Origin of the sequence: Alkalicoccus halolimnae, from assembly GCF_008014775.2 — a bacterium.
Classification (GTDB): domain Bacteria; phylum Bacillota; class Bacilli; order Bacillales; family Salisediminibacteriaceae; genus Alkalicoccus; species Alkalicoccus halolimnae.
The window spans coordinates 2559646-2578168 of record NZ_CP144914.1; the positions used below are offsets into that span (position 1 = coordinate 2559646).

The following is an 18523-nucleotide window of genomic DNA, read 5'->3' on the forward strand; positions in this document are numbered from 1 at the left end:
ATTATATACGCTCCTCTCCATGATAATCGTGCAGCAGCATACAGAGTGCCTCCACCGCTGCCGGCAGTACTTTTTCGTCATAGTCAAACTGCGGGTGGTGATGTCCGTAGGGGAGGCGCGTCCCATAAATGAAATAAGCTGCTTCCCCCCCTGCTTCATGGACACGGTTCATCATAATCGCCGCGTCTTCTGATCCGCCGAGCGGCAGAGGTTCCAGCACATTTTCCACGTAAGCTCCTCGTTTCTGCTTCAGTGCTTCCCCTATCTTCGTGCTTGATTCGGCCGTAACCCCTTTCCCCGCTGTTTCCAGCACAGGCGTGACGTCATACATCGCTGCCGAGGCGTTGAGGATCCGCAGAGCTTCTTTTTCCATATAGCTGTTCAGTTCATTCGTTTCTCCTCTTGTCTCAATCATCATCGAGGCATATGAAGGAATAATATTGCGCCCTTCCCCGCCATGAAGCGTTCCGACATTCAGCCTCGTCATTCCTTCTCGTCCCGGAGCAATCGTATGCAGCTGCACGGCAGCAGTCGCGGCGGCCAGCAGGGCGTTTTTCCCTTCGGAAGGATTGACGCCTGCGTGGGCGGATATCCCTTCAAAGGCAGCGTTGATCTTTGTCGTAGCGAGAAATTGATACGTGCCGCTTACAATTGTTCCTGTGGCGAGATCGTGCAGGCCGATATGACCGCTCAAAAAATAATCTTTATGATCAAGCCAGCCTTTCTTTACCATTGCTTCCGCTCCCCTGCTTCCTTCTTCAGCAGGCTGAAACAAAATTGTAATTGTACCGGTCAGCTGTTCTTTGACCTGAGCCAGATAGGCAGCAGTGAATAAGCCGATCGCTGCATGGCCGTCGTGGCCGCAGGCATGCATCGTCCCCGGATGAAGAGAAACAAACCCTTCCTCATAAGGCTTATGTTCCGCTTCTGCCTCGGTAATAGGCAGCGCATCGATGTCAAAGCGGAGAACTGTATCCGGACCGGGTCTTCCTGTTCGGAGGACAGCGGCAAGGCCGGTATGCCCGTCTGCTGTTTTATCAAGCAGATACGGATCCACCCCCGCCTGTTCGGCAAGCTTAAAAAAATGAGCATTTTCTTTTTCAGAAGGCAGCCCCATTCTTGCATCGGAATCAACAGCTTCCACTCCGATAAACAGATCAAATGGGAAATCCTGCATAAAGTTGTAAATGTAGGCGGTCGTCTGATATTCACACCAGCCCGGCTCGGGAATCTGGTGCAGTTCGCGCCTCACGAGATTCAGGTGTTCTTCTTTACGGAGTAAAAAATCACTGAGGGTTTTAATCAATCGCTCTCACCTCTTTTAGCAGCCTGATAAGCAAGCTCCGCCAGCATTTCTGTACCGTATGCCAGCGCCCGCTCATCAATGTCAAACTTAGGATCATGAAGCGGCTTCTGCACTTCTCTGGAAGGGATAGCTGTACCGAGCCAGTAATAGACGCCTTTGTACTGCTGTAGAAAGCGTCCGAAATCTTCCCCGCCCATGCTCGGCGCCACTTCCGGCTGGGCTTCTTCTCCGTAAGCCCCACGGATGACTTCTTTCATAAAACGGGCACACTCCGTTTCGTTCACTGTAGCCGGATAGCCGTCCAGATAGTCGAGCTCCGCACTGCCTCCAAGCATTTCGGCAGTCTGAACGACGATATGATTCAGCTTTTTCTTAATCATTTCTTTCACATCGTTTTCATACGTTCTTACCGTCCCGTCGAGAACGACTTCCTCAGCAATGACGTTGTAGCGGGATCCTCCCTCAATTTTCCCCATCGTAACGACGGCAGAAGAGAGCGGATCCGTACTGCGGCTGACGAGAGTCTGCACCGCGTTGATCGTCTGGGCAGCGATCACGATGGCATCCGTTGTCTGATGCGGCATGCTGGCATGCCCGGAAGATCCTTTAATACGGATCGTGAAGCGGTCGGAATTGCCCATCATCGCGCCTTCGCGGACGCCGAAAGTACCAACAGGCAGATCCGGCCAGACGTGCTGGGCGTAAATTTCGTCAGGCACCCATTCCGAAAAAATTCCTTCTTCCAGCATCCGGTCCGACCCGCCTTCCGGAGCATTTTCTTCCGCCGGCTGAAAAACGAGAAGAATCGTGCCGTGCAGCTCTTTTTTTTCGCGGTTCAGCAGCTTGGCAGCCCCGAGCAGCATCGCCGTATGGGCATCGTGTCCGCAGGCGTGCATAACCCCTTCCTTTTTGGATACGAAAGCATGATCGTTCTGTTCTACAATCGGCAGCGCATCAATATCAGCACGGAGAGCGATCGTTCTGCCCGGCTTTTCCCCTTCGATAATGCCGAGAACGCCGTTTACCGCATAGCCGGTCCGGTAATCAATTCCTTCTTCCTTTAATATTTTCTGTATAAGTTCCGAGGTACGTCCTTCCTCGTTGGAAAGCTCCGGATTCTCGTGGAGCTCCCGGCGGATCGTGCGCACCTCGTCTTCCACATCTTTTCCATGACCTATAAACATAACAAAACTTCCTCTCTTATTTAACGTTTCCATCTGTATAAAAAGCTTTATAAAAAGCTGTGTTAAAGTCTGTGGCTCTTACGCACGTTTGGTAAAAACAAGATATATCTGACAAAAAAGCTGATTTCACCCTTAAAACTTCTCTCGTCTAAGACTGGGCCACCAGCTTTTTAAGTAGACTTATCTTCTGTCATCGCAAGCCGAAAAGACAAGTTCTTTTTTTTCGCGTAAGAACCAAGTCTGTTGTTGATAAATATAGAAAACTTAGCTTCAGCTCTGCCGTGGAGGAGATCTCCGGGTGGGCTGCGCCCTGCGGGATCTTCCAATCTCCTTCTTCCACGGGCATGTTTCCGCTTCGTTTTGATTTCCCAATACAGAAAGCCCGCTGGTTGAATCAAGATGGTACCAAGGTAAAGACCAGTGACAAGGCGATTTTTCAAGACGCCTGTGGAAAAAGAAAGCAGGAAGATCCTCCCGGACGCCAGGGAAGCCGCATGCTTTCTCCGCGGCAGGCGGAAGAGCCGCAGGCAATCCAATAACAACACGGAGCTTTAACAGAGACACTCATGCAAAAACATTGCCCCACGAAGGATGAAAATGCCCTTTTACAGGAATGGAATTTCCCATCTATAAAGGTGGTATGAATGATTTTCAAGAAGGGATTTTCTTTATTAGATGGCAGATACTTCTCTATCTTTTTACCGTAAGCTGTAGTGGAGATGGGGCGACTCCGGGGCGATGAAGGATGAGCCGAAGATCCATCCCGCCCCCATGGAAACGAAAGCGCCCGTTCATCGCTTATCCACTTTATATTCAAGACAGCCTTTAGAAAGGGATATTTGCAGTGCTCTAAAAGCCATCATCCAGCAGGCATTGAAGTTACTCTATTATAACAACAATGAACATGAACAGAACTAATAAAAAAGGATGGGGAACAGCGGGGCTCCCCATCCTTTTTATGTTGATGGGATGCTACAGCCCCGGTGTGATTCCTGGTCCGATTGGCAGGCCGAGCAGATTCCAGATGACGAAAATAGCAATCCAGATAAACAGAAACGTCATCGCGTAAGGCAGCATAATCGAAAACAGGGTACCAAATCCGGCACGGTTGTCGTACCTCTTCATAAACGCCAGCACCATTGGTACATAAGGGTTCATCGGCGTAATAATATTCGTTGAAGAGTCGGCGATACGATAAGCCAGCTGTATAAAGGCCGGATCATAGTTTAAGAAATAAAACATCGGTATAAAAATCGGGGCCATGAGTGCCCACTGGGCAGAACCGCTGAAAATAAACAGGTTCAGTACAGCAGTCAGCAGGATGAAACCGACGATCAGTCCCATACCGGTAAAGTTGATATTTTCCAGTCCAGTCGCACTGGAAACGGCAATAAACGTTCCGATATTTGTCCACTCAAAATAGGCAATAAACTGGGAGGCAGCAAAAATGAGAACGATGAATCCGCTCATATCTTTGATCGCCTTACCCATCAGCTCCGGTACGTCAGCTGTGGACTGGAGCACTTTTGTCGTCGTGCCGTAGGCGACTGCTACCGTAATAAAGAAGAAAAGGATAATTGGAATAATATTGTCGAGGAAAATCGACGGGACGATCGTCCCTTCTTCTCCACGAAGTATTCCGTTAGGCGGGACGATGGTGAGCGCTACGATTGTAAGGTAAACCGCAGCAGTTATCCCCGCATTGCGTAAGCCTTTCATTTCCTGGGCGGACGGCTGTTCTGCTGTCTGCTCCACAGCGTCCGGATCAGCAAATTTCGTATCAAATTTTCCAAGACGCGGTTCCACCACTTTCTCGGTAATCCAGGCGCCGACAATCATCAGCATCAGGACAGAAAACGCCATGAAGAAATAGTTGTCGACCGGAGTAACAACGAGATCAGGATCTACTGACTGCGCTACTTCTGTCGAGATCCCCGATAAAAGCGCGTCCGTTCCTGTAATAAGTACGTTAGCCGTAAAACCGGCGCCGACGCCGGCAAACCCTGCGGCCATTCCGGCAAGCGGATGACGACCGAGTGAATAGAAAACCATGGCAGCAAGCGGCGGAATAATAACAAAAGCAGCATCAGACGCAAGGTTTCCAATTACCCCTGTACCAATAATGACGTAGGTAACCAGTTTTGCAGGAGCATTTAAAATCGTTTTCTTCATAAACGTTTCAATTAAGCCCACTTTCTGGGCAAGTCCAATACCAAACATCATGACGAGAACGAGGCCGAGCGGTGCAAATCCGGTGAAGTTCTCCAGCATGGAAGAAAGAATAAACTCAAGGCCATTGAGGCTGACCATGTTTTCAATCGCAACTTCTTCCCCGTCCATTGGGTGTGTGACAGAAATATTTATGGCACTGAGAAGCCAAGACAGCAAAATGATAATCCCCGCCAGATACACGAACAGCATGAATGGATGCGGCAGCTTGTTCCCGACCCTTTCCACCTGGTCGAGCAGTTTCATAAAAATACCTTTCTTTTCTTTGTCAGCTTGAGCAGACATTGTAACCCTCCAACGTTCATATTAACGGTCATTTTCTCTTTATCTTCCGTTAATCAGTACAATACCACATTTTTCGATCGGTGTAAGCCCTTAATTTCAGAAAATTATAATTTTCGTGTGTGGTTTTCTGACATTGGTATGATATTGAAAACTAAATAAAGCAAATGACTTCTGCTGCTTACAAACGCTTTCCGGAGAGGACAGTCTCAGCTGGTTCCTTCCCCGCTGACTTAAAGAACATTATTAACTTCCTTAATAAACGAAAAAACGACCATGACAATAGTTGTCATGGCCGGATTCCGGATAGCAGAGCAGCTTTCACTGAATGCTGTTATGCTCCGTATACGTTATCGAAAACTTCCTCTACTTTCGGAAGCAGCTCGTCCCATTCAGCGTCAGGCAGTTTGTTTACTGTGACGAAATCCTGGAAACCGAAGATGTTGTCCACTCCGTCGAGCGCCAGCAGTTCCTTGGCGAGAGGGTGGTCGGTGTCATCTGATTTCTTGAATGATGCACTTCCCGATCCTTCAAAAAGTACTTTATCCGCAGTAAATTTCATTGCATTCGGGTTCGGTGTTCCTTCTGCTTGTACGTTAATAGCCATGTAAAATGTCCTCCTTTTTCAGCATATACTATTATTCTAGCACGCGGGCACGGGTAAAGGAAAGACACGTCTATTCTACGGTAAGCGTCTCCCGGTAATCTTGACTGGCTGCCGGCTCCCCGTTAATTTCAGAAACCGTCAGTTCCGTTTCAATTTCAAACGGGGGTTCTCCTTCTATCCGCCAGTCCATATCGTAATTAATGGATTCTCCTGCTTCAATCGTATCGGTCTCTATCGCCTGCGTAAACATCATGTCTTCAGCAAAATCATATTTTTTCGTTCCACTGCTGTCGAAAATACGGACGTTATATTTTTGGGCTGACGTAAAAGTCAGTTCCTGGGATACGTCAGAGTCATTGGTGATTGTCATCGTCACGTGCAGAACATCATTGTCGAGCGATGCTTCTGCCTGATAATTGATTGCTTCCGGCATAGCTTCCTCCTCTGCATTTTCATCTCCACTGTTTTCAGGAGTATTATTTGTTTCTTCAGCGATATTTCCCGGTTCATCGGCCTCGTCTATATCCGTGCCGTTATCCGGCTCCGTTTCTTCCTGGGACTGGCTGTTATTTGTTTCTGCTTCCTCTGTCTGATCCGGGCTGCTGTTCGTTTCTGTTTCCTCCGCCTGCCCGCAGGCTGCGAGCAGCAGAAGCAGCGTCCCTAACAGGATTCTCATCTGCGTCTCCCCCTTTATTATGTATAGTCGCTGGAATGATAAGGAAGTTACAGTATTGTCCTTTTCCATTCAAATTGAAAAAGTTGCATCCATGAAAAAACGCTTTTCAGCCCGCGGTGGAAAAGCGTCTACTTTTCATCTGCCGCTGTGGAATCTGCCATGTTCTCCCACAGCTCTTTATGGGAAGTTGTTACTGCCAGGGCCCCTGCTCTGCGGGCTGTTTCAGCTTCTTCCTGTGTCCGGATCAGCCCTCCTGCAAGCACCGGCCGTCCGGTTTTCTTTATCATATACCGGATCACTTCCGGCATAAGGCCCGGCATGACCTGGATATAATCAGGTGCTCCATGCTCTACCATTCTCAGGCTGCGTCCAAGACTTTCCTCATCAAAAATAAAACAGCGCTGGATCGCCGGAATGCCATGTTTTTTTGCGGCGGCGATGACCGACGGATTGGCGGAAATAATAGCCGCGGGACGGATATAGGCCGCTAAAAAAGCGACCGCCTCCGCTGTTTCGGAAAGTCCTTTTAAAATATCTACATGAATCATCAGCTGAACGTGGGGCATTCTGCGGCAGACTTTCTGCACTTTGACCAGTTCTTCCATGTCACTCTGGGAAAGAAGTACGCAGGAAGCACCGCGGGCCGCTGCTTCGAGAAATTCCCCTGTGTGGCGGATGGAAGGGATTATTTCCTGTTTTTGAAATGCCATGATTCCCACCCTTTCCAAGATTGGTTAATCCTGTGGAATCTTACGCATGCTTCGGGCTTTCTCCGCTGCTTCAACGACTCTTTCCGCTTCGCTGCCAAACCCGGCTTCCACAACTGCCGCATAGCCCCCTTCGAGAATTGGAGCGTCTGCGATAAGAATGCGCCGATCTTCCCCGATCATCTCTATCGCAAGCTCTGCATTGAGAAGGGCACTGCCGAGATCAAACAGGACAACCGTACCTTTATCCGTATAAACCGATTCCAATGCCTGCTGAATGTCCATCGCATTTGTGCCGATGCCTCCGTCTTCCTCTCCTCCTGCCACGGCAATCGATATTTCCGGCTGCATTTCAAACAGAAGTGATTTAATGCCTTTTACGATGTCAGCACTGTGAGAAACGAACACCAGACTCACGCGTTCCATCGTCTTCAACTCCTCTCTTGAAGCGTTTCAGCGAGTGTTTTAAAAAACAGATAGGAAGACATCGCTCCCGGATCGATATGGCCCACTGAGCGGGCTCCCAGATAAGCCGCACGTCCTTTTTTCGCATGCATCTCTTTTGTTGACTGCATAAGTTCTTCGGCAGTCGTTTGGAAAAGCTGCCAGTCGATTTCTTTTTGTTTCTGAAACCGTTCAATCAGCGGAGCCCAGACGTCCACCATCGTTTTCTCGCCTGTTTCTGCTTTTCCGCGCTGCTGGATCGCCACTTTTCCGGCCTCAAGCACATTGATCCACTCTTCTTCTGTTAGTGTTTCATCCGAAGAGGCCCGGGACGCCATTTTCATCAGTGCAGATCCGTAAAGCGGTCCCGATGCGCCGCCGATTTTGCCGATAAAAGTCATCGATACGGCCTTCAGCAGATCTCCCGGTGCGTCGAAGGATTTGCCGTTCAGCATTTTGTGCATTTCTTTGACTCCTCTTGCCATATTGATGCCGTGGTCGCCGTCACCGATGGCCTGATCGAGGTCTGTCAGTTCGTCTTTATGTTCAAGGATTTCATCATGAAACCGTTCCAGCCATGTACGGAGGTGTTCTGCTGTAATGGACATACGATCTCTCCTTTTCCCCGCCTGCTTCATCACTTTGGCTTTATCTATCGGAAGGCCGATTGCAGGCTGGTAATATTTATGGATGTAAATGCTGCAGACAGGAAGCGGTACTAAAGAAGCTCTTCCCTTATTGGTTAGTCTATTTTCGAATCAGGTGGATGATTTTCACTTTAGATGGACACTTTCCAAGGGGCTGACCATCAGGTTAAAAATATTTGTAAGTCCTTCTGGAAAAACATTTAGTAAAAGAGATTTATACAGGTTGAACAAATGAACAGTAAAAGCGTGTTTCTTTCATATGAGGCTGCCTTGAAAATAAAAGAAATAAGCGATAGACGTACGCTTTCGTTTCCATGGGGAAGCTTTCCGGGCGGGCCGGCCTCAGCTAATTCCGTCCTCCCTTCGGTCGGGCGGAGTGGGGCTCGTCCTTCACCGCCCGGGAGTCGCCCCGTATGCCCTCCAGCTTACGGTAAAAAGCCAGAGCAGCAACTGTCTTCTAATAAAGATGCCTCCCGTTTGAACAACTTTGACCCAACCTGTATAGATGAGAAGTTCCATTCCTGTAGAAGTCCATTTTCATGCCTCATGGTGCAAGGCTTTTCCGCCTGCCGGGCACGCGGCTTCCCTTACGTCCGGGAGAACCTTCCTGTTTTCTTTTTCCGCAGGCGTATTGCCCTGGAACTGGTTTTTACCGTGTTACTTACTTGATTTAACCAGCGGGCTTTCTCTATTAGAAAATGAAAACGAAGCGGAAACCAGCCGGTTTTAACGTTTAAATGCGGTCGTTTCTGCCGGGGCGTGCAGCAGGGAGGTCAATTGATCATCGAGTTTTAAAATGGTCAGCGAAACTCCCGCCATTTCCAGAGACGTCATCCACTCCCCGACGATTGTTTCCGTAACGTGTACGCCTTTCTCCTTTAATATGGCGGCAGCGCTGTTGTTGAACACATACAGCTCCATCATAGGCGTCGATCCGAGCCCGTTGATCAGCACAGCCACTTCGTCCCCGCTCTTTAAGTGCATATCCGCATCGATTTTATCGAAAAGGATTTGAGCGATCTCTGCAGCCGGCTTCACATCGGTCCGCTCCACTCCCGGCTCTCCGTGAATGCCGGTACCGATTTCTATTTCATTGTCTGCCAGTGTAAAGCCCGGTTTGCCTGCTGCCGGCACCGTACAGGGACTGAGCGACATGCCCATGGATTTGACGTTTTTAATGACCTTTTCTGCCGCAGCCTGGACTTCATTCAGCTCCGCTCCCTGTTCTGCGAGAGCACCGGCGATTTTATGGACAAACACCGTGCCTGCGATGCCGCGCCGTCCGCTCGTAAACGAACTGTCTTCGACGGCAACGTCATCGTTTACGACGACCTGCTTTACGGAAATGCCTTCTGCTTCCGCCATTTCGCCAGCCATCTCAAAGTTCATGACGTCACCGGTGTAGTTTTTTATGACGAGCAGAACCCCTTTACCTCCATCCACCGCTTTGATCGCTTCGAATACCTGGTCCGGCGTCGGGGATGTAAATACTTCTCCTGCCACGGCTGCATCGAGCATGCCTTTGCCTACAAACCCGCCGTGAGCCGGCTCATGTCCGCTTCCTCCACCGCTGACAATACCCACTTTCCCCTGTACCGGCGCGTTTTTGCGCACGAGTACTGTCGTTCCGTCCAGTCTCCGCAGGTCATTCGGGTGGGCAAGCACCATCCCGTTCAGCATCTCATCGACAATCTGCTCTACATCATTCATCAGTTTTTTCATATCAGGACTGCCTCCTTTAATTTAGTTCACTGTTAAATATGCAATAATCATGCCAACGTATAAAAGGTTGAATGAAAGCGTTATCAATACCGGCAGGATGGGAAATAGGCCACTAAAGGCCGGTTTCCTGGACATTTTGTCCAAGGTAATCCTCCAGCCCGTATTCTTTTAACTTTCTTGCTGCCGTTTTACGGGAAACACCGAGCTTTCTTCCAAGCTGACTGTAGCTTCTGCAGAAAGGTGCTGTCCGCCGGATCATTGCTTCCTCCATTTCCTGGAGCGTCTGCGCTTCCCTGACAGTCCCCTGACCTGGAGTGAACTGAAGATCTGCTTCTGTTATTTCTCCGCTGTCATTAAGGGCCATAATCCGCTCCATGCCGTTTTTAAGCTCGCGGATGTTTCCCGGCCACGTATAATTCTGCACCTTCTCATAAAAGGCAGGCGATACGCTGTGAAGCGGCCGCTGAAACAGTGCTGCATAATAGGTCAGGTAATTTTTCGCCAGCGTTGGAATATCTTCCGGCCTTTCCCGGAGCGGTTTCATTTCAAGAGGAACGACGTACAGCCGGTAATACAGATCCTTACGGAAGGAACTGCTTTCCAGAAGCGTTTCCGGCCGCTGGTTTGTGGCGGAGATGATTCTGATATTAACCGGAATTCTTTCCTTCCCTCCGACACGGACGACTTCGCGTTCCTGAAGCACACGCAGCAGTTTACTCTGCACGGCAGGATGCAGTTCTGAAATTTCATCTAGAAACAGCGTCCCCCCTTCTGCCTGCTCAAAAGCTCCGATGTGCGTGCGATGAGCATTCGTAAACGATCCTTTTTCATGTCCGAAAAGTTCGCTTTCCAGAAGCGTCGCAGGAATAGCTGCACAGTTCAGCGCTATAAAAGGCTTAAGGCGCCTCGGGCTCGCCTGGTGGATGCCTTTGGCAAGCAGCTCCTTGCCGGTTCCGCTTTCACCGCTTATAAAGATGGTGGAATCTGTCGCAGAAGCTTTCACCGCTTTTTTGATCGTTTCCTGAAGGGCACGGCTTTTACCGGTCAGCGTCTGAAAAGCTACTTCCTCCACCCGCGAGGCCGGGCGCACCTCAAAGCCAGGCAGTTCCTGAAGCAGGTCTTTCATTTCTCTTACGGCGGTAAAGCTGAGCACTGCTCCTTTGAATTTATCGCCGACATATACCGGCTCTGCTTTAAGTACGTGAAAATTCCCGTCCCGGTCTTCAAACGATTTTTTCAGCGGCGTCTTCCTGGTCAGGGCTTCCCATTCCGCACTGCTGAAAATATCCTCAGGCTCTGCATCAAACTGGATAAAGGCCCTGTTCCCGTAAACGAGGGCTCTTGATTCATCAATAAAAACGATCGCATCGTTAATGGTGGAAAGCAGAAGCTGCAGCTGTTCCTGAAGGAGCTTGACCGACTCAAGTTCGCTTGAAACCGTCTCGATGCTCGAAATGTCTTCAAAAGTTGCCACGGCTCCGATGATTTTTTCATCAAAGAAGATCGGGGCACGGTTCGTAATTATCTGCCTGTTATTGATTTTCTGCCGCACGTTCCACTGGGTTTCTCCTTTCGTAAGCACGTCGTGCATTTTCGATCCAGGTACGGTTTCGGAAGCACGGTGGTAAAGGAGCTGGCTTTCGGTTTTACCTATCAGCTGGGAGGCCGCTTCGTTCACATAGGTGATGCGGTTGTCTTCGTTGACGACGAGGACGCCGTGCCGCATGGAAGACATGGCAGCTTCCATACTGACGGAGCTCTCAATCAGGAGCTGATCCGCCTCTTCATCCGCTTCCTCCTCCTCTGCCTGCTCCTGAAAAAATTTCACAACTGCATCCACAAGAGGTGCCGCTTCTTCTTTATCGCAGAAAAGCCGGAACTCCGCTTTTGCCGGTATTCGGAGAGAGACGATCGAGAGCAGGTTGCCGAGCTGGGCCCGCCTTCCCTGATAATCTATCCAGAGGTGGCGCAGTTCTTCGGACGACTTCACGTGATGCTGGAGGGTGGAAATCATGGCCGCAGCCAGACGGATGTGAAGGCCGTATTTTTTATTTATTTTAATGACGACATCCTTCATCGCTTTCGTCTCCTTCTCTATTGACCTACCAATTAGATTCGACAGCTGCGTCCCGTTTCCTTTATTTCGCCTGCCGCGCGTCCCATGCAAAAAAATTTAACAGCCTCTCCTCCGATTTCAAATTTTTTGTGTACGTAAGAGAGGAAAGACACTTTCAGGGGGGATTTTTAATGAAACGGGTAGTATTAAAAGAGGAACTGGCAGCGATTACGAAAGATTATAAGCTTGCGATGGTTTTAAATCAGATGATGTACTGGGCGCTTCGCACGAAGGACACGGCGGCATATAAAAAAGAAGAACATCTTGGAGAAACACAGGTTTCAGGATGGATTTATAAAAGCGGAGAGGAACTTGCCGAGGAGATGATGATGAACGTATCCAGCTGCTCGATGCGCACATATTTGAAGAAACTCGTCGCAGCGGGCTGGCTTACAGAAAGAAGCAACCCGAACTACAAATGGGATAAAACGAGACAGTACCGGGTTTCCTGGAGAAAGATTGAAAACGACGTCTGTACTGCCGGCTATACGCTTGAAGATTCCTGGATGAAACCGTCACCTGCTGTTCGAACGACGGAAGATCCCGCTTCGATTCAGAAAAATTCCGCTTCGAATGCAGCTGTTTCTTCTGCAATACCAGAAAACACTTCAAAAATTACAGGACAGAACATACGACAGACTTCCCTTCTGCAGACGTATGAAAAGCAGTTCGGCAAGGCCGGCCCCGCCGCGGTGCAAAAACTGGAGACATGGACGACATCGGATATTTTCGACGACAGCCGGGCGGTTCTCACGTACGCACTTGAACTGGCGGCAGCGTATCAGGCCCGTTCCTTTGCCTACGTCGAAGCGATGCTGAAAAGCTGGATCCATAAAGGGAAAGTCACGCTTCAAACGATTAAGGAAACGGATGCCCCGCGTGAAGCTGAGATGCCGAAACTCCTTTTGCACCCCACTCCAGCTGTTTCAGGCGGGGAACTCACAGCTGCCAAAGCAGAAGCCGCGAAATGGCGGCACGCTCTGAAACAAAAAAGAAACGCTCTGGCAAAAGCAGATTCGTTCACCTGCAGCCAGACCGGACATACGAAAAGCGCCATGACGAAATAATTCGTCATGACGCCTGAATATGGTTTAAGCGGATCCGGAGCTTTTCTGGATCAATAATGCTGAATACGTTTTTTTGATTTTCGTATAGAAACGTTAAGATCAGCCGCGGAACGGGTAGGACGGAGCGCCTGATACACCGGGCTTGACCATAAAGATACCCCCTGCATGAGGCTGATCCTTAAGATCCTCGTCCGACAGGCCGTCTCTCGCCGTCGTAATATACAGTTCATCCATCGCCGCGCCGCCGAACGTACAGGAAGTAACCTGGGCTGCCGGAACAGAAATTTCGGAGAGGGCTTCCCCTGTTTCCGGATTAAAACGAACAACACCCCAGCCGCCGAAGAATGCAGTCCAGAGCATGCCTTCGTCGTCGATCGTCATGCCGTCGGGATTTTCTCTCTCCTCACTTACGGCAACGGCGGTTCTGCCATTGGTAATGTAGCCGGTGTCCGGATGGTAATCATAGGCCATGATCTTTTTTGTCGGCGTATCAATATAGTACATCACATTTTTAGCAGGGTCCCAGGCCATCCCGTTGGAAACGGTGGCGCCTTTCAGCATCGTATGAACAGAGAGATCAGGATCTAGCCTGTAGAGGCTGGCATCTCCCTCCTCTCCTTCGAGTACCATCGTACCGGCCCAGAACCTTCCCTGCGGATCGCACTTTCCGTCGTTGAAACGATTTCCGGAAAGGTGGGATTCCGGGTCATAAATGCTCGTCAGTTCTTTTGTTTTCGGATTAAAGGAATAAAAGCCGTCCCGAAGCGTGACCATCATGCCGCCGCTTTCTTTTCGTACGGCTGCACAGGCATGCTGCCCGGTATCGAAACTTTGATTTTTCCCGGTGACCGGATCAAATAAGTTGATTTTATGGCCATTAATATCGACCCAGATAAGCTGCTGGGTCTGTTCATCCCAGCTCGGCCCTTCTGCTAAAATTGCTTTCGCATCAAGTACAAGTGCTGCTTCTTTCATTGAAAAATCTCCTTTTTTTCAGCTCCGGCGCGTCTTTCAGCTGATTTATTTGCAGAACAGTTTTTAAAAAGCTTATTCTATTGTTGTTTATTAAGAATGTCTGCTGCGCGGGCATGCTCATTTAAAAACATGTATGAAATGCGCATACCCTTTTCTATCCATGAAAAAACCCCGGCTGTTTAAGCCGGGGCGGAGTGGAAGAAAGACTACTGTTTATCTTTGTCGTTTTCCTGTTCTTCACCTTTAATATTCTGGTTATAATAATTAACTGAGAACATGGCACCTTCGTCCACCATGGAGTTGTCTTCCAGATCCTGGGGATCGGAATGGCCGACTTTTTCATAAAAGTCCTCTTTATTATCTTCTTTCGTGTCACCTTTAATTTCTGCCTTTGCACGGTTAATGTAGTGCCCTACTTTTTCACGGTTTTTTTCATTGCCGAGATAGTAGCCCGCTGCGGCAATAGCAGAAGCTGCGAGAGTTGAAACATACCATTTAGCCATAGAATTGTGAGCACCTCAGTCGATGCTGCACACTCACCACCTTTCTTCAAAAATAATAACCTTTTATTTCAATTCGTGTCAAACTGTCGCTCAAGCCGTCATCCAAAATAGAATACCCGACTGCGGCAGACTCCTGAGTGCATCTGCTCCGAAACCCGGAATGAAGCTCAAAATTGCCCGTACAGGCAGACTGTGCTTTTCCAGCGCCAGACCACCGCCTGTGCGTATGCCATGTTTGGAAAAAGGCTGTAAAAAAACTTGAATTTCAAAATCGGATGCTACAAAACACTATTTCCATTTCGGTATATTTTTAAACATGACGTACCGGATTTTCCCCGCAAATGTCCAGGAGCAGTATTTCCTTTTCCCGTATTGATTTCATAGTGAAATCAATACGAGAAAATCGAATGAGAAAGCTGACGGTAATTCTACTTCGAGGTATATTTTTTGACCGCTGGAAGAATTTCCGTTCCGATGAGTTCCAGGTTCTTTTCGATTTTATCCATCGGCATTCCTCCGAAATCAATCTGCGCAATATAGCGCTGATGACCGAACATTTCGTGCTGGTAGAGAATCTTTTCAATAATTTCCTGAGGACTTCCGACATTCATAATGCTGTGCGGGTCCATGCCGTGGGCAAACTGCTGTTTAGGAAAACCTCTTCCGTTCGTCCGCTTCATTCCTTCATTAATATGAGGATAAAGCTCGTCCACGGCCTGCTGGGAAGTTTCCGCCGCATAAAAAAATCCGGCTGTCGCAATCGGCAGCTCTTTGGAGTCATGGCCGTTTTCCTCTGCTGCCTGGCGGTAGGCATCCACGGTATGTTTGAAACTGGAGGCCGGTCCGCCGAGATGAGCCATAAACATCGGTACTCCCGCGGCTCCTGCTTTAATCGCACTTGCCGGCGTACCGCCTACAGCGCGCCAGATCGGCATCGATCCCTCAAACGGACGCGGCAGAATCTCGGCATCTTTCAACGGAGCACGGAACCTGCCGCTCCAGTTTATGATTTCTTCTTCATTTATTTTCCGGAGCAGATCAAATTTTTCTTCGTAAAGCTCTTCATAATAACGGACATCATAGCCGAGCAGATCAAATAAACCTACTCTTGAAGCACGTCCGGCAACAATTTCCGCACGTCCTTTTGAAATGAGGTCAATCGTCGCGAAATTTTCAAAAACCCGGACAGGGTCCGAAGTGCTGACAATCGTAGACGAACTGGCGATTTTTATTTTTTCCGTCGCCTGCGCAATCGCGGAAAGGACAATCGCATGAGCCTGAGTCGCAAAATATTCCTGATGGCTCTCCCCTACACTGAAGAAATCCAGGCCCGCCTGTTCTGCAAGCCGGGCATAGTCAATAATTTCAGTAATCCGCTCCTGTGCAGATATTCTTTTTCCTGTGGCAGGATCCGGCAGGTGATCCCCCAGGGTATAAATGCCAAATTCCAGACCTTTGTCCGGATTCAAACGATATTTTTCCATTAAACTGTTCCACCTTTCCCATCACTTCGATTATACATGTATCGTGTGAATTGTTCCTTTATATTTGTATGTTTCTAACTTTATTATAGTATAAAAAGAAGCCGATGAAAATAATATATCACTATTTGCACGAATTTGTTTCGAAAGTGACTGAAAAACGTTCGTGGAAATTGACCTATATTCTTCCGCTCCCTTCCTGGCTTCCATAGTCAGCTGCTTTCCTGCTTCCTACAGTGGCTGCTGCGGATGATCATCGGGCCGGTTTTATCTTTTTCTATATGCTCCAGGTAGGTATCCAGCGCTTCAGCTGTCACCTGGCGCGGGACGTACCCGAGGCGCTGACGGAGGAGATTTTCGAGGACGAAGACTTTGCGGGTAATCGCCTGGTAGCAGCTGCCGCTGAACTGCTCCTCCTCTTTCATTCCGGCTTTTTTATCTGCGGCGTTTATCTGCCGGAACGTCTGCAGAAGCTCATACATCTCCCGCCGTTCTTTGCGGGCGAGTTTTAATAAACCGAGCAGTTCAAAAGTGGACAGCTTCATAAGTTCGGGTGTCGTTTTAGACAGGTGAACGTCCAGCACGGTAGTTAAACGGCGCACAGGGAGCCGCTGATGGCCGGTCTGTACTTCGTCCTGACGCAGTGCCATGACACAGAAGGAGCACGAATAGTGCTTCCCCTGTTTATCTAAAAATGTTCCGCAGTAGGGACACGTCTTCTGCTCCTCCATGCTGATTCTCCTTTCTGCCATCCTCACGATGTAAAAATCTCCCGCTTCTATCTACTTCAACTATAACTCTTTTCCCGAAAAGAAACAAGAACAAACGTTCGTAAAATCCGTTCGTTCACTCTAATAAATGATGTACATTTTTAAACTGCAGAATGACTTTTACGACAGCCGGCTGCTTTTCATAAGGCGTATCTTCAGGTCATACCTCCCTCCTAAGGCGAAAGGATTTTAAGCCGGCGCTGTCCCGGTGGGAGTCCCTGTCTATTAAATCAATCATCCACCTGCTTGTAACAGCGGATTCAATTCCAAGTGTCCAAACAAATGATACACTTAGGATACCAAAAACACGATATAACCGAGTTACTTATCCACTAAAGGGAAACAGGTGACTGCATAAAAGGTACTGCAGACATGATCAGTATTTGTGTGGTTGTTCATGAACTTGAAGCGGGGGGATTACGATTTTAATTTTATTCGGGCTCTTATTATCTTTTATTACCGGTGTATTGTTTTTGATTTTAAGTGTAAAGATCATCATTTCTTTCATTAAAAACAAACCTTTCCCTAAAAAACTGCTGGTTGCAGCGTTGTCTGGAGTGGTTCTGGTTTTTTCCGTTTATATTTATGAAACGTACTTTTTTACATTCAGCAAAATTGATAGGGAATTCTCCCATAAAGGGCCGGGACCTGAAACGTCACCCAGTGATGAATATACAGCTAATGCTTATTACGAACCGTATGGCGGCGCAGCAGGCGGTGTTAACGTGTGGGTTGAAATTACAGACCATGAGGAGAATAATAAAATTCAGACGGTCTATTATAGTGATGCCAAAAAGGATTTTTCTATGAATTGGAAAGATGAAGACACGTTGTACATACAAAATGCCGAACCTGATTATCCGGATTCAAATCAAAATATTGAATTAGAAATCGGCAAAGAACTATATCATGAAAAAGGCTTGGCCTGTAAAAGCCTACTAATGAAAGACGAATATGAAACCTGCTTTCAAAATGAATAACTTTTAAAGAAATCGCTGCCTTGAAAATAAAGTATATAAACGATGAACGTCCACCTTCGTTTCCATGGGGACACTTTCCCGGGCGGGGCGGCTTCAGCTAATTTCTTCCACCCTTCGGTTTAAAATGAGGTATCGAAGCCGCAGCCGATCCGGACCACGATTTGAAAAATCGTCAGCCTTTTCTATATAAAGCCGCGCCCCTGATTTACAGGACGACTTCGATTTTCAAGATTATTCTCAGCATATCCGGCTTTCGAGATTTGACTGCAGGGAAATATATCGATGCCGGGTAGAGGCTGAAATTCTGAAGAGGTCTCTTGTGCAAGAAGCCCGCGGAAAAACCTGAAGCTTTTCTTCACAAAACAGTTTATCTGAAAAATTACAAACATACGGAAAGAGTCCTATTTAAAGGAGAAATTCATTTAGCTTTACTGAGAAGATTATCTTTCATTTCGGCAATATCTTTTTTTGTTCCAGCATTTCTGTATCTTTTTGGAGGGTTTGAATGGGGGCTGCTAAGAGTCGTTTCTTTACCTTTATTCATTATCTGCCTCGACTCAGGATTGAAAGACGTTTTTTATTCTAAACATAAGGTTTTAGGCATAATATATTTATTTATGTCTTTATCTTTCGGCGGCATTTTTCTCGGGTTTATAAACGTTTCCTGAGTCTTATTCATTCCTTATGATCCAATTTTTATTCTCTGCTTAAGTTCGCTGTTGCTCATCGTTGAACACTCCGCCAGGTATAAACGTGCTTAATAGCACTAAAAAAGGCCCTTCATGACAATATCTGTCATGAAGGGCCTTCAGGCTGTTTCCACTTTC

Annotated in this window: 17 protein-coding genes; 2 read left to right on the top strand and 15 right to left on the bottom strand. The window is 48.0% G+C overall.

The window, feature by feature from the left end; genetic code table 11:
- Position 1 precedes the first annotated feature (1 nt).
- The 10 genes from FTX54_RS11830 to FTX54_RS11875 form a co-directional block, all read right to left on the bottom strand.
- Complete coding sequence (locus FTX54_RS11830) at positions 2-1306, bottom strand: amidohydrolase (RefSeq protein ID WP_147803585.1); 1305 nt, start codon at positions 1304-1306, stop codon at positions 2-4.
- A complete protein-coding gene (locus tag FTX54_RS11835) occupies positions 1303-2490 on the bottom strand; it encodes a M20 metallopeptidase family protein (RefSeq protein WP_147803584.1) in 1188 nt (395 codons plus the stop codon). Before FTX54_RS11835 ends, FTX54_RS11830 begins: the two co-directional genes overlap by 4 nt.
- Before the next feature lie 972 nt (positions 2491-3462).
- Positions 3463-5004, bottom strand: a complete 1542-nt coding sequence (locus FTX54_RS11840) for an AbgT family transporter (RefSeq protein ID WP_147803582.1) — start codon at positions 5002-5004, stop codon at positions 3463-3465.
- A gap of 331 nt (positions 5005-5335) precedes the next feature.
- Positions 5336-5608 (bottom strand): NifU N-terminal domain-containing protein, encoded by a 273-nt coding sequence (locus FTX54_RS11845; protein ID WP_147803581.1) that lies wholly within the window; start codon positions 5606-5608, stop codon positions 5336-5338.
- A 70-nt stretch (positions 5609-5678) separates the two neighbouring features.
- Positions 5679-6284: a BsuPI-related putative proteinase inhibitor gene (locus FTX54_RS11850; RefSeq protein ID WP_187254518.1), complete on the bottom strand. Its 606-nt coding sequence runs from the start codon at positions 6282-6284 to the stop codon at positions 5679-5681.
- Positions 6285-6412: 128 nt separating this feature from the next.
- Entirely contained in the window at positions 6413-6994 is a 582-nt protein-coding gene (locus tag FTX54_RS11855) for a glycerol-3-phosphate responsive antiterminator (protein ID WP_147803579.1), read from the bottom strand.
- Positions 6995-7018: 24 nt separating this feature from the next.
- Complete coding sequence (gene dhaM / locus FTX54_RS11860; protein ID WP_147803578.1) at positions 7019-7417, bottom strand: dihydroxyacetone kinase phosphoryl donor subunit DhaM; 399 nt, start codon at positions 7415-7417, stop codon at positions 7019-7021.
- Between the two features lie 5 nt (positions 7418-7422).
- The gene (gene dhaL, locus FTX54_RS11865) at positions 7423-8043 is read right to left on the bottom strand and encodes a dihydroxyacetone kinase subunit DhaL (RefSeq protein WP_147803577.1); all 621 of its coding nucleotides are present in this window, start codon (positions 8041-8043) and stop codon (positions 7423-7425) included.
- A gap of 765 nt (positions 8044-8808) precedes the next feature.
- Positions 8809-9804, bottom strand: coding sequence for a dihydroxyacetone kinase subunit DhaK (dhaK, locus tag FTX54_RS11870; RefSeq protein ID WP_147803576.1), 996 nt, complete (start codon positions 9802-9804; stop codon positions 8809-8811).
- Positions 9805-9916: 112 nt separating this feature from the next.
- A complete protein-coding gene (locus FTX54_RS11875) occupies positions 9917-11881 on the bottom strand; it encodes a sigma-54 interaction domain-containing protein (protein WP_147803575.1) in 1965 nt (654 codons plus the stop codon).
- A gap of 170 nt (positions 11882-12051) precedes the next feature.
- Between FTX54_RS11875 and FTX54_RS11880 the strand changes: the two genes are divergently transcribed.
- Complete coding sequence (locus tag FTX54_RS11880) at positions 12052-12987, top strand: DnaD domain protein (RefSeq protein ID WP_147803574.1); 936 nt, start codon at positions 12052-12054, stop codon at positions 12985-12987.
- Between the two features lie 99 nt (positions 12988-13086).
- Here the strand turns inward: FTX54_RS11880 and FTX54_RS11885 are convergent, their stop codons facing one another.
- The 4 genes from FTX54_RS11885 to FTX54_RS11900 all read right to left on the bottom strand — a co-directional run bounded on the left by FTX54_RS11885 (position 13087) and on the right by FTX54_RS11900 (position 16677).
- Positions 13087-13962 (bottom strand): SMP-30/gluconolactonase/LRE family protein, encoded by an 876-nt coding sequence (locus tag FTX54_RS11885; RefSeq protein ID WP_147803573.1) that lies wholly within the window; start codon positions 13960-13962, stop codon positions 13087-13089.
- A gap of 206 nt (positions 13963-14168) precedes the next feature.
- Positions 14169-14465 (bottom strand): hypothetical protein, encoded by a 297-nt coding sequence (locus FTX54_RS11890; RefSeq protein WP_147803572.1) that lies wholly within the window; start codon positions 14463-14465, stop codon positions 14169-14171.
- 428 nt (positions 14466-14893) lie between these two features.
- Complete coding sequence (locus FTX54_RS11895) at positions 14894-15949, bottom strand: LLM class flavin-dependent oxidoreductase (RefSeq protein ID WP_147803571.1); 1056 nt, start codon at positions 15947-15949, stop codon at positions 14894-14896.
- Positions 15950-16158: 209 nt separating this feature from the next.
- Positions 16159-16677, bottom strand: coding sequence for a hypothetical protein (locus FTX54_RS11900; RefSeq protein ID WP_187254517.1), 519 nt, complete (start codon positions 16675-16677; stop codon positions 16159-16161).
- A gap of 512 nt (positions 16678-17189) precedes the next feature.
- Between FTX54_RS11900 and FTX54_RS11905 the strand changes: the two genes are divergently transcribed.
- Positions 17190-17696 carry a DUF5412 family protein gene (locus FTX54_RS11905; protein WP_246125603.1) on the top strand — a complete coding sequence of 169 codons (507 nt, stop codon included), beginning with the start codon at positions 17190-17192 and terminating at the stop codon, positions 17694-17696.
- Positions 17697-18114: 418 nt separating this feature from the next.
- Here FTX54_RS11905 and FTX54_RS11910 read toward each other — a convergent pair whose 3' ends face one another.
- Positions 18115-18240, bottom strand: a complete 126-nt coding sequence (locus FTX54_RS11910; RefSeq protein WP_281285226.1) for a hypothetical protein — start codon at positions 18238-18240, stop codon at positions 18115-18117.
- Positions 18241-18523: the final 283 nt, after the last annotated feature.

What these genes read in the sequence shown, in the direction of transcription:
- FTX54_RS11835 (WP_147803584.1), bottom strand. Translation starts at nt 2,490, where the DNA reads ATGTTTATAGGTCATGGAAAAGATGTGGAAGACGAGGTGCGCACGATC.
- FTX54_RS11840 (WP_147803582.1), bottom strand. Translation starts at nt 5,004, where the DNA reads ATGTCTGCTCAAGCTGACAAAGAAAAGAAAGGTATTTTTATGAAACTG.
- FTX54_RS11845 (WP_147803581.1), bottom strand. Translation starts at nt 5,608, where the DNA reads ATGGCTATTAACGTACAAGCAGAAGGAACACCGAACCCGAATGCAATG.
- FTX54_RS11850 (WP_187254518.1), bottom strand. Translation starts at nt 6,284, where the DNA reads ATGAGAATCCTGTTAGGGACGCTGCTTCTGCTGCTCGCAGCCTGCGGG.
- FTX54_RS11855 (WP_147803579.1), bottom strand. Translation starts at nt 6,994, where the DNA reads ATGGCATTTCAAAAACAGGAAATAATCCCTTCCATCCGCCACACAGGG.
- dhaM (WP_147803578.1), bottom strand. Translation starts at nt 7,417, where the DNA reads ATGGAACGCGTGAGTCTGGTGTTCGTTTCTCACAGTGCTGACATCGTA.
- dhaL (WP_147803577.1), bottom strand. Translation starts at nt 8,043, where the DNA reads ATGTCCATTACAGCAGAACACCTCCGTACATGGCTGGAACGGTTTCAT.
- dhaK (WP_147803576.1), bottom strand. Translation starts at nt 9,804, where the DNA reads ATGAAAAAACTGATGAATGATGTAGAGCAGATTGTCGATGAGATGCTG.
- FTX54_RS11875 (WP_147803575.1), bottom strand. Translation starts at nt 11,881, where the DNA reads ATGAAGGATGTCGTCATTAAAATAAATAAAAAATACGGCCTTCACATC.
- FTX54_RS11880 (WP_147803574.1), top strand. Translation starts at nt 12,052, where the DNA reads ATGAAACGGGTAGTATTAAAAGAGGAACTGGCAGCGATTACGAAAGAT.
- FTX54_RS11885 (WP_147803573.1), bottom strand. Translation starts at nt 13,962, where the DNA reads ATGAAAGAAGCAGCACTTGTACTTGATGCGAAAGCAATTTTAGCAGAA.
- FTX54_RS11890 (WP_147803572.1), bottom strand. Translation starts at nt 14,465, where the DNA reads ATGGCTAAATGGTATGTTTCAACTCTCGCAGCTTCTGCTATTGCCGCA.
- FTX54_RS11895 (WP_147803571.1), bottom strand. Translation starts at nt 15,949, where the DNA reads ATGGAAAAATATCGTTTGAATCCGGACAAAGGTCTGGAATTTGGCATT.
- FTX54_RS11900 (WP_187254517.1), bottom strand. Translation starts at nt 16,677, where the DNA reads ATGGAGGAGCAGAAGACGTGTCCCTACTGCGGAACATTTTTAGATAAA.
- FTX54_RS11910 (WP_281285226.1), bottom strand. Translation starts at nt 18,240, where the DNA reads ATGAATAAAGGTAAAGAAACGACTCTTAGCAGCCCCCATTCAAACCCT.